Annotated in this window: 10 protein-coding genes; 8 read left to right on the top strand and 2 right to left on the bottom strand. The window is 67.7% G+C overall.

Going from position 1 to position 10,827, the window contains the following annotated elements; genetic code table 11:
• Window positions 1–6: 6 nt before the first annotated feature.
• The 3 genes from sucC to F2Q65_RS00350 all read left to right on the top strand — a co-directional run bounded on the left by sucC (window position 7) and on the right by F2Q65_RS00350 (window position 2,575).
• Window positions 7–1,194: an ADP-forming succinate--CoA ligase subunit beta gene (sucC, locus tag F2Q65_RS00360; RefSeq protein ID WP_150089266.1), complete on the top strand. Its 1,188-nt coding sequence runs from the start codon at window positions 7–9 to the stop codon at window positions 1,192–1,194.
• A 46-nt stretch (window positions 1,195–1,240) separates the two neighbouring features.
• Entirely contained in the window at window positions 1,241–2,113 is an 873-nt protein-coding gene (sucD, locus tag F2Q65_RS00355; RefSeq protein ID WP_150089264.1) for a succinate--CoA ligase subunit alpha, read from the top strand.
• A 123-nt stretch (window positions 2,114–2,236) separates the two neighbouring features.
• Entirely contained in the window at window positions 2,237–2,575 is a 339-nt protein-coding gene (locus tag F2Q65_RS00350) for a P-II family nitrogen regulator (RefSeq protein ID WP_150089262.1), read from the top strand.
• 155 nt (window positions 2,576–2,730) lie between these two features.
• Here the strand turns inward: F2Q65_RS00350 and F2Q65_RS00345 are convergent, their stop codons facing one another.
• On the bottom strand, window positions 2,731–3,549 hold the full coding sequence (locus tag F2Q65_RS00345; RefSeq protein ID WP_281290968.1) for an outer membrane protein assembly factor BamD: 819 nt from the start codon (window positions 3,547–3,549) through the stop codon (window positions 2,731–2,733).
• 73 nt (window positions 3,550–3,622) lie between these two features.
• Between F2Q65_RS00345 and rluD the strand changes: the two genes are divergently transcribed.
• The 4 genes from rluD (at window position 3,623) to gshA (ending at window position 9,373) form a co-directional block, all read left to right on the top strand.
• Window positions 3,623–4,603 carry a 23S rRNA pseudouridine(1911/1915/1917) synthase RluD gene (gene rluD / locus F2Q65_RS00340; protein ID WP_150089258.1) on the top strand — a complete coding sequence of 327 codons (981 nt, stop codon included), beginning with the start codon at window positions 3,623–3,625 and terminating at the stop codon, window positions 4,601–4,603.
• A 55-nt stretch (window positions 4,604–4,658) separates the two neighbouring features.
• A complete protein-coding gene (pgeF, locus tag F2Q65_RS00335) occupies window positions 4,659–5,498 on the top strand; it encodes a peptidoglycan editing factor PgeF (protein ID WP_150089693.1) in 840 nt (279 codons plus the stop codon).
• Window positions 5,499–5,572: 74 nt separating this feature from the next.
• Complete coding sequence (locus tag F2Q65_RS00330; protein ID WP_150089256.1) at window positions 5,573–7,693, top strand: carboxy terminal-processing peptidase; 2,121 nt, start codon at window positions 5,573–5,575, stop codon at window positions 7,691–7,693.
• A 27-nt stretch (window positions 7,694–7,720) separates the two neighbouring features.
• Window positions 7,721–9,373, top strand: a complete 1,653-nt coding sequence (gshA, locus tag F2Q65_RS00325; protein ID WP_150089254.1) for a glutamate--cysteine ligase — start codon at window positions 7,721–7,723, stop codon at window positions 9,371–9,373.
• Window positions 9,374–9,379: 6 nt separating this feature from the next.
• Here gshA and F2Q65_RS00320 read toward each other — a convergent pair whose 3' ends face one another.
• Complete coding sequence (locus F2Q65_RS00320; RefSeq protein ID WP_150089252.1) at window positions 9,380–10,231, bottom strand: SDR family oxidoreductase; 852 nt, start codon at window positions 10,229–10,231, stop codon at window positions 9,380–9,382.
• Between the two features lie 153 nt (window positions 10,232–10,384).
• On the opposite strand from F2Q65_RS00320, the gene F2Q65_RS00315 reads away from it, so the two are divergent.
• Window positions 10,385–10,753, top strand: coding sequence for an FmdB family zinc ribbon protein (locus F2Q65_RS00315; protein WP_150089250.1), 369 nt, complete (start codon window positions 10,385–10,387; stop codon window positions 10,751–10,753).
• Window positions 10,754–10,827 lie beyond the last annotated feature (74 nt).

Here is a 10,827-nt window from a genome sequence, read left to right as displayed (position 1 = left end):
GCAGCGATGAATCTGCACGAATTTCAGGCCAAGGAACTGTTTCGGGCACATGCCGTCGGGGTGCCCGACGGTGTGGTCGCCCGCAGCCCCGGGCAGGCCCTCGCGGCCACCCGGCAACTGGGTGGCGAACGCTGGGTGGTGAAGGCGCAGGTGCACGCGGGCGGCCGTGGCAAGGCGGGGGGCGTGGTGGCGTGCGATGATCCGGCGCAGGTCCGGGCAGAGGCCGCCAGGCTGCTGGGCAGTCGCCTGCAGACGGCGCAGACCGGCGCCGACGGCCTGCCGGTGGATGCGGTGCTGGTGGAGGCGCCCACCGCCATCGCTCGCGAACTCTACCTCGGCCTGCTGGTGGACCGCGCCGCAGAGCGGATCGCCATCATGGCATCGACCTCCGGCGGCATGGACATCGAGGCCGTTGCTGCCCGCGACCCATCCGCGCTGGTGCTGGTGCACGTCGACCCGGTGGTGGGCCTGATGCCCTGGCAGGGGCGGCGCATCGGCTTCGCCCTGGGGCTGGACAAGCCCCAGCGCGCGGCGCTGCAGCAGATGCTGCAGGGCCTGTACCGGCTGTTCGTCGACAGCGACGCCAGCCTGGTGGAGATCAATCCGCTGGTGGTCACCGCCGAAGGTGGCCTGCTGGCACTGGACGCCAAGGTCAATCTGGACGCCAATGCGCTGTACCGGCAGCCGGCGCTGGAGGCCCTGCGCGACAGCGGCCAGGAGGATCCCCGTGAACTGGCGGCCGCGGCGCATCAGTTGAACTACATCAGCCTGGACGGCAACATCGGCTGCATGGTCAACGGCGCCGGCCTGGCCATGGCCACCATGGACCTGGTGAAACTGCACGGCGGGGCGCCGGCCAACTTTCTCGATGTCGGCGGCGGCACCACCGCCGAGCGGGTGGCCGAGGCGTTCAAGCTGGTCCTATCCGACCCCAAGGTGTGCGCCGTGCTGGTCAACATCTTCGGCGGCATCGTGCGCTGCGACCTGATTGCCGAGGGCATCATCCGGGCGGTGCGCGACGTGCGCATCGACGTGCCGCTGGTGGTCCGGTTGCAGGGCACCAAAGCCGCCGAAGGGCGCGCGCTGCTCGCCGACAGCGGGCTCGAACTGCAGACCGCCGGCAGCCTGAGCGAGGCGGCGGACAAGGTGGTTGCCGCTGCGGCCGGTGCCGGTGCCAGCACCGGTTCCGCCTGACGGCGTACCCGGGCCATCGACTGAGCACATCAGACAGGAGTGCGCCATGGGCGTCTTGGTCGACAATGACACGCGGGTGATCTGCCAGGGCTTTACCGGCCGGCAGGGCACCTTTCACAGCGAGCAGGCAATAGCCTACGGCACGCGCATGGTCGGCGGCGTGACGCCTGGCAAGGGCGGGCAGTCGCATCTGGGCTTGCCGGTGTTCGACACCGTGCATGACGCGGTGCACGAGGCGGGCGCCAATGCCAGCATGATCTATGTGCCGGCGGCCTTCGCCGCGGACGCCATCCTGGAGGCCGCGGACGCCGGCATCGAGGTGATCGTCTGCATCACCGAAGGCATCCCGGTGCTCGACATGCTGCGGGTCAAGGCCGCCCTGGCTGGTCGCGACACCGTGCTGATCGGCCCGAACTGCCCCGGCATCATCACCCCCGGCGCCTGCAAGATCGGCATCATGCCCGGCGCCATCCACCAACCGGGTCGGGTGGGGATCGTCTCGCGCTCCGGCACCCTGACCTACGAGGCCGTGTTCCAGACCAGCGTCGATGGCCTGGGCCAGAGTACCTGCATCGGCATCGGCGGCGATCCCATCCAGGGTCTGGACTTCGTCGACTGTCTGCGGCTGTTCGAGGCGGACCCCCGCACCGAGGCGATCCTGATGGTTGGGGAGATCGGCGGCAGCGCCGAGGAGGCCGCCGCGGCCTATATCCGCGACCACGGGACCAAGCCCGTGGTGGCCTATATCGCCGGCGTGACGGCCCCGCCGGGCAAGCGCATGGGGCATGCGGGCGCCATCGTCACCGGCGGCGCGGGCACTGCCGAGGGCAAGTATCAGGCGCTTGAGTCGGCGGGGGTTGCCACCGTGCGCTCGCCGGCGGAGATGGGCGCCCGCGTGGCCGCACTGCTCGGAGTTTGAGCACACCCGCCTGAACAGATCCGTCGTCTTGCTTGGCTTCGCCGGTTGGGTGTCGTCGAAATGCGTATATACTGACGCCTGCGGCCATTGGCGCAGTGGCAAACAGAGTTTCCGGAGAGCAACATGAAAAAGGTCGAAGCCATCATCAAACCCTTCAAGCTGGATGACGTGCGCGAGGCGCTGTCACAAGCCGGCATCACCGGCATGACCGCCATCGAGGTGAAGGGATTCGGACGCCAGAAGGGCCACACCGAGCTCTACCGCGGAGCGGAGTACGTGGTGGACTTCCTGCCCAAGGTGAAGATCGAGCTGGTGATCGCGGATGATCAGCTGGACGCCTGCATCGAGGCGGTGACCAAGTCCGCCCGCACCGGCAAGATCGGCGATGGCAAGATCTTCGTCAGCACCATCGACCGGGTGATCCGCATCCGCACCGGCGAGGAGGACGAGGCTGCCGTCTGACTCGGCGCCCCGGGCGAACACCGGGGCGGGCAACCGAGTCGCCTTCGTTGCCCCCCTGTCCGAGCAAGGTGCTGCATGTCCCGGCCCGGATGGCGCCCCGGATGTTGGCCCGGACGGCGGCCCTGGGCCGAAAGCTGGTTGTCGATGGCGAGACGTCAGTTCTCGTCCAGCGACAGATAATCCCAGATCTTGCGCCCGAGGCTGATCTCGTCCGGCGCCGGCTCGTCGTCGATGAAGCGGCCGGCCTGACGGTTGAGGTCGAGTACGCGGCGGGCGTCGGCCGCCAGGCGCTCCTCGCCCAGGGCGTCGTAGGCCTGGATCAGGATCTCCAGCGCATCCTCCACCGCAGAGGTGCGCTGGAACCGCTCGATGACGTACTGGGCGCGGTTGGCGGCGGCCACGTAGGCACCGCGCTTCATGTAGTAGCGGGCCACATGGACCTCGTTCTTGGCGAGGTTGCTGCGCAGATAGAGCATGCGCTGGCGCGCGTCGGCGGCGTACTTGCTGTCCGGGAAGCGCCGCACCAGTTCGTTGAAGTCCTGAAAGGCATCCAGCGCCGATCCCGGGTCGCGCTGCGATGCATCGGTCGGGATGAAACGATCGATGAAGCCGACGCTGCGGTTGTAGTTGACGATGCCCTTCATGTAGTAGGCATAATCGACGAACGGATTCTGCGGATATAGCTTGATGAAGCGATCGGCGGCGGCAATCGCCTGTTCGGGCTCATCCGACTTGTAGTAGGCGTAGGCGATGTCGAGCTGTCCCTGCATGGCGTAGCGGCCAAACGGGTAGCGGGTCTCGAGCTTGCGGTACAGCTCGATGGCGCGCTTGTAGTTGGCGCTGTCCATCTCCCGGGCGGCCTTGTTGTAGATCTCGCTCGCAGACCATCCCTCGGTCTCGTCGAACTCCTTGCCGAGGATGCCGCAGCCACTCAGGGCGATGGCCATGATCAGAACGGGTACCAGAAAAGATATGACTGCACGAAACACGGATACGCCCGCTTGCCCGGAAACCTGTCCGGCAGTATAGCGGAACTCGCGCTACGACATGGCCACCCTTTTCGACGACGACGGCATCGACACCGATGTATGCCGGGACCTCACCCTGGACAGCGCGGACGCGGGTCGGCGTCTGGACCAGGCGTTGTCGGCACGGCTGCCGGAGTTCTCTCGCGCCCGGATCCAGGGCTGGATCGAGGACGGCGCCGCCACGCTGGACGGCCAGCGGGTGCGTCCGCGCCAGCGGGTGCACGGGGGCGAACAGGTGCGCATCCGTGCCCACATCGAGGCAACGGCCCGGTGCCTGCCGGAACCGGTGCCACTGTCCGTGGTGTTCGAGGACGCCCATCTGCTGGTGATCGACAAGCCCGCCGGGCTGGTGGTGCATCCGGCGGCCGGAAACTGGCAGGGCACCCTGCAGAACGGGCTGCTGTACCGCGATCCATCGCTGGCGCGGCTGCCCCGCTGCGGCATCGTGCATCGGCTGGACAAGGACACCAGCGGACTGCTGGTGGTGGCGAAGACCCTGCGTGCGCACAAGTCCCTGACCGAACAGCTGCAGGCGCGCACCGTCAAACGCGAATATCGCGCGTTGGTGGTGGGTGAGCTGGTGAGCGGCGGTCGCGTGGAGGCCCCCATCGGACGCCACCCGACACGCCGCACCAGCATGGCGGTGGTCGCCGACGGGCGCCCGGCGGTGACCGAGTACCAGGTCCTGCAGCGCTACCCCGGCCACACCCTGCTGGCGGTCCGACTGCAAACCGGCCGCACCCATCAGATCCGCGTGCACATGGCGCACCTGCGCCACCCCCTCGTCGGCGACCCGCTGTATGGCGGCCGCTTCAGGCCCCCGCGCGGCGCCTCTGCCGCAATGACCGTGGCCCTGCGGGACTTTCCGCGTCAGGCGCTGCATGCCATCCGCCTCGGCCTGCAGCATCCGGAAGATGGACGGCCCATGAGCTGGGAATGCCCGCTGGCCGAGGATTTCGCGCGGCTGCTGCAACAATTGGAGTCCGATGGTGTCACATGACCCGTGGACCGACGCCGACGCCTGTACCGATCCGGGGACCCAGCCGGGGTCTAACATGCGGGCGGATCAGCAAGCGACACTGGTTCGCAGTCTGATCCGGCCGGACTGGCCGGCGCCGCCACAGGTGCGGGCATTCACCACCACGCGCCATGGCGGTGTCAGCCATGGTGCCCATGCCGGCCTGAACCTGGCCGACCATGTGAACGATGATCCGGCCTGCGTGGCCGTCAACCGGCAACGTCTGCGCCGCGCCCTGGCGTTGCCGGCCGAGCCTGTCTGGCTGACCCAGGTGCATGGCTGTGACGTGCATTGCCCGGACGAGAACGGCAACGGAACCGACAGCCTAGCGGACATCGGCGACGATGCGGCACCGTTCGCCTCCGCCGGCCCCCGCGCCGATGCCGTCGTCAGCCGTCGTCCGCACCTGGTGTGTGCCGTGCTGACCGCCGACTGCCTGCCGCTGCTGTTGTGTGACCAGGCCGGCACACGGGTTGGAGCGGTACATGCGGGCTGGCGCGGGCTGCTTGCCGGCGTGATCGAGGCCGCGGTGCAGCGGATGCTGGCCATCGGCGACCCGCGCCCGACTCAACTCCTGGCCTGGCTCGGACCGGCCATCGGACCCTCAGCCTTCGAGGTCGGTGCGGAGGTCCGGGAACAATTTTGTGACGCCGCGGACGCGGCGAGCCGGGCGTTCAGGCCGACCGGGCAGGGACGTTACCTGGCGGATCTTTACACCCTTGCGCGCCAGCGTCTGACATCGATGGGTGTGCAGCGGGTCAGCGGCGGCCGGTATTGCACCCTGAGCGACCCGGCGCGGTTCTACTCATACCGGCGCGACGGATCCACCGGACGCATGGCGTCGCTGATCTGGCTCGATCCGGGCCGTTCGCGTTGAACTTGCGGCCGGACAGCATTATTGTCGCCTATTCGGGCCGATGTCCGCCGTGAACCAGCAGCTGTAGGTAAGTTATGATCAAACGCATCATCCAGATGTCCATCGGCGTGATCTCCATCGGCGCGCTTGTGGCGGCCCTGGGCGTCGCCCCCGCCAGCGCCGAATTGCGCACGGTCGGACTGTCGGATCTCTTCCCCAACGATCGCCAGGCCAAGACCACCCTGGTGATCAACAAGGTCCTGGAGCGATTCCACTACCGTCCGTTCCGGCTCGACGACGCCTTCGCCGAAGAGACCATCATGAATTACTTCGAGGACCTGGACGCCAATCGGTCGTTCTTCCTCGAACGCGACATCACCCGCTTCACCCGCGGCGCCAGCCGCCTGGACGACGACCTCGCCAAGGGCCGGCTGGATACCGCCTTCGATATCTTTCGCGTCTATCGCGTGCACGTGGACAACCGCATCGAGCATGCCCTGGAACTGCTGGAGGGCGATTTCGATTTCAGCGTGCCGGAGACCTACCAGTTCGACCGGGCGGACGCCCCCTGGCCGAGGACCGACAGCGAGCTCGACGAGATCTGGCGCAAGCGGGTCAAGTACGACTATCTGGTACTGAAGCTCGCCGACAAGCGCGACGCGGACATCCGCGAGCAGCTGCGCAAGCGCTACGAGGGCATCGCCCGGCGTGTGCACCAGCTGACCGCGGACGATGTCTACCAGACCTTCGTCAACGCCTACACCCGCACGCTGGAGCCCCATACCAGCTATATGTCGCCGAGCACCTCGGAGAATTTCGACATCAGCATGCGGCTGAAACTGGAGGGCATCGGCGCGGTGCTGAGCGGAGATACCGAGTACACCGTGATTCAGCGCACCATCCCCGGCGGACCCGCGCGCCAGTCCGGTCAGGTCCACGCCGGCGACAAGATCATCGGGGTGGCTCAGGGCCTCGACGGCCCGATGGAAGACGTGGTCGGCTGGCGCCTGCAGGACGTGGTGGACAAGATCCGCGGTCCCAAGGGGTCGGTGGTGCGGCTGCTGGTGCTACCCAAGTCCGAAGGCTCCGCCGGCCGTACGCGGGTGGTGAAGCTGGTGCGCAACGAGATCCAGCTGGAGGACCAGGCCGCCAGCGCCGAGGTCATCGACGTGCCGGTGGGCACCACCGTCGCGCGCATCGGTGTCATTGAGCTGCCCGCCTTCTACCGCGACTTCCGCGCCGAGTCAGAGGGCAACCGCAACTTCACCAGCACCACCCGGGATGTGCGCAAGCTGATCGCGGACCTGAAGCGCCAGGGCATCGACGGTCTGGTGATCGATCTGCGGGGCAACGGCGGCGGCTCCCTGACAGAGGCCACGTCCCTGACCGGCCTGTTCATCGACGAGGGCCCCGTGGTTCAGGTGAAGGACGCCCTGGGCAAAGTGGAGGTCGAACTCGATCCGGCCCCGGGCCTGGTCTACAGCGGCCCGCTGGCAGTGCTGGTGGATCGCAACAGTGCCTCGGCGTCGGAGATCTTCGCCGGCGCCATCCAGGACTACGGTCGCGGCGTCATCATCGGCGAACCCACTTTCGGCAAGGGCACGGTGCAGACACTGGTGGACCTTGACCGCTACGTACCGGGCGACAGCAGCGACCTGGGCCGCCTGCGCCTGACCATGGCGGAGTTCTACCGCGTCAGCGGCGGCAGCACCCAGCTCAAGGGCGTGGAGCCGGACATCTACTTCGACTTCGGCCTCGACGCCGGCGACCACGGCGAGCGCTCGCTGGAGAACGCACTGCCCTGGAACAAGATCCGGCCGGCGCGCTATGCCCGCTACCAGGGCGCGGATGTCGACTGGTTGCGGCGGCGCTCGGCGGAGCGTACCGCCGCCGACGACGGGTTCCGTATGCTCAGCGCCCGTGGACGGCTGCTCAGCGAGATCAGCAACGAGCAGCAGGTCTCGCTGCGCGAGGCGGATCGTCGGGCGGAATCCGAGCGCCGCGACGGTATCCTGAAGGACGAGCGCGACAAGTTCCTGCGCACCCGCGGTGTGGAGCCGGTGGACGAGGACGCCGAGGACGTGGACGAGGACGCACTGGAGGCACAACAAAAGATCATCGACCGCATTCAGGCGGAAGAGGCGGCCCGCATCCTGGCGGATGTGATCATCGAGCAGGGCGCGGCCCAGCGCCCGCGCGCCGCCATGCGCAACTGATGCCTGACGACGGATCGACGTTCGACCATGTCTGTTTCTGATCACGCCGGCAGTGTGCCGCGGCGGCGTTTGCAGGCCGTGAGCCACCCCGAGTTGCGTGCGTTGCTGACGCGCAACCTCATCGGGCTGGAAAAGGAGGCCCTGCGCATCAACGCCGACGGCACCGTGGCGCTGACGCCGCATCCGATGGCGTTGGGCTCCGCCCTGGCACATCCGCACATCACCACGGACTTCTCCGAGGCCCTGCTCGAGCTGGTGACGCCGGCCCTGTCCTCGCCGGCACATGTGCTGGCATTCCTGCACGACCTGCACCTGTTCGTCTATCGCCATCTCGGTGATGAGCGGCTGTGGGCTGCGAGCATGCCCTGTGCCTTGGGCGATGCGCCTGGAGACGCGCTGGACGACGACGCCCGCATCCCGCTGGCCCGTTACGGTGACTCCAACGCCGCGCAGATGAAGACCGTCTATCGCCGCGGCCTCAGCAACCGCTACGGGCGCACCATGCAGATCATCGCTGGCGTGCATTTCAACTTCTCCGTCGCCGAAGACTTCTGGCCCCTGTATCAGCAGACCGAGGGCAACGCCAGCGACGCCATGGCGTTCCGCTCCGAGGCTTACATGGGCATGGTGCGCAACCTGCAGCGCCTCGGCTGGCTGGTGCCTTACCTGTTCGGTGCCTCGCCGGCGGTGTGCCGCTGCTTCGTGCAGGGGACCGAGAACGATCTGCAGGTCTTCGATGACAGCACGCTGTACTACCCGTACGCCACCTCGTTGCGCATGGGCGACATCGGCTATCAGAATCGCCAGGAGGAGGGCACCGGCATGAAGGCGTGCTACGACAGCCTCGATGCCTATGTGCGCAGCCTGACCTGGGCCATCGAGACGCCCTGCCCGCGCTACGAGGGCATCGGCATCAAGCGTGACGGGCGCTGGCAGCAACTCAACGACCACGTGCTGCAGATCGAGAACGAGTACTACAGCACCGTGCGGCCGAAACAGCTCACCGACTGGATGGAGCGTCCGACCCTGGCCCTGCGGCGGCGGGGTGTGCGCTACGTGGAACTGCGCTCGGTGGATGTGAATCCGTTCGAGCCACTGGGCATCGACGAGCCGCAGATGCGCTTCCTCAGCGTGTTCATGCTGCACGCCCTGCTGCTGGACAGCCCGCGCATCGATGCCCGCGAGCGCCGCCTGATCGACGCCAACCACCTGCTGGCCGCGCATCGCGGCCGGGAACCCGGACTGCGGCTCGGCCGCCCCGAGGGCGAGATCGCCCTGGATGCCTGGGCGCTGGAGACCCTGGACGCCATGCAGGCGGTGGCGGAGCTGCTGGACGGCGGCGCCGACGGCCCCCACGGCGCCAGCCTGCGCGCCCAGCGCCACAAGATCCTGGAGCCGGACGCGACACCCTCCGCCCGCATGCTGGCGGAGATGCGTGCTTCAGGCGAGGGCTTTGCGCAATTCACCCGCCGCCTGACCGAGGGCCATCGCGAGCATTTTCGCGCCACCCCGCTGGACCCCGAACACGAGGCCTGGCTGCGCGGGCTCGCGGCGGCCTCGTTCGACCGCCAACGCACCATCGAGGCGGCGGACGACATGGACTTCGACACCTTCATGGAGACCTACTTCGCCCAAAGCGAGGCGCACCCGCTGGAGCTGGCGTCGCCGTTCCCGCTTTGAGTCGCCTTATCCGGCCCCGCCTCGCGAGATCCGTCGCATCATCCGGTCCAGCGCCCGGGTAGACAGCAGCCGGCGCGTAATGCCCAGCAGATAGGTCGGAAAGGTCACGTAATAACGCGGCCTGGGTCGCGGACTCTCCAGGGCATGCACCAGTTTGCGCAGCACCGCCTCCGGCGGCAACGTGAAGGGCTGGGCAGGACCCTCACGGGTCAGGCGCTGTTCCGTCCGCCGGTAGGTCTCCCGGAACACGCTGACGTCGCGGTTGATGTTGCGCCGATAGGCGGCATAGCCGTTCTCGCGGAAGCGGCTCAGGATGGGGCCGGGCTCGATCAGCGCCACATGGATTCCGCTGCCCGCCAGTTCCAGACGCAGGGTGTCGGTGAGGCCCTCCAGGGCGAACTTGCTTGCCACATAGGCACCGCGCAGGGGCAGGGCGACCAGACCCAGCACTGAGCTGTTCTGCACGATGCGGCCATGGCCCTGGGCGCGCATCAACGGGATCACCCGCCGGGTCAGGTCATGCCAGCCGAACAGGTTGGTCTCGAACTGGGCCCGCAGCACCTCCCGCGTCAGGTCCTCCACCGCACCGGGCTGGCCGTAGGCGCCATTGTTGAACAGGGCATCCAGCCGTCCGCCGGTCAGCGCCAGGGTCTGCGCAAGCCCGTCGGCGATGCTGTCGGGGTCGTCCAGGTCCAGGCGCACGGCGGTCAGTCCGGCATCGCGCAGGCGCGCCACGTCCTCCGCTCGCCGCGCCGACGCGATCACCTGCCAGCCCCGGGCCCGCAGGCCCCGGGCACAGGCAAGGCCGATGCCGCTGGAACAGCCGGTGATGAGGATGCTGCGAACGGTGTCAGGCATGGGCGCGTCGTCGGGAAGATCTGTAAACAACGATTAAAGTATACCCGCTGAACTCGGACTCGCGGAATTCGCGTCGGACCACTTGAATCCGGGCGGTTCAACCCTACAATCCGCGGGTTGCTTCTATGGATGATGACGCGAGGAAACCTCCCGATGCCGATCTACGCCTATCGTTGTGAAGAGTGCGGCCACGAGCTGGATGCGCTGCAGAAGATCAGCGATCCGCCCCTGACCGAATGTCCCGCCTGCGGGGCCGAGGCCCTGAAGAAACAGCTGACCGCCGCGGCCTTCCGGCTGAAGGGCGGCGGCTGGTACGAGACCGACTTCAAGAAGGACGGCAAGAAGAACCTGCATGATGCCGGCGACAAGGCCCCATCCGGCGATGCCGCCGGCAAGGCGGACAAGCCGGCAGACAAGGCCGCTGCCGAGCCGGCCGCCAAATCAGCCACCAAACCCGCCAAGGACACCGGTACAGCGGCCGGCAAGGGCGCCGCTTCAGGCTCCCCGAAGGCCGCCGCCTAGCGCCATCGCTTGCGCAAGGCCGCGACCGGCGGTATGGTGCGGGGTTTTTTCGGGCGCCGCTCACGGCGCCCGGA

Source organism: Thiohalocapsa marina, from assembly GCF_008632335.1.
Taxonomy (GTDB): Bacteria; Pseudomonadota; Gammaproteobacteria; order Chromatiales; family Chromatiaceae; genus Thiohalocapsa; species Thiohalocapsa marina.
The sequence above is the reverse complement of the archived record's forward strand: the minus strand, read 5'-3'. Positions and strand labels throughout refer to the sequence as shown.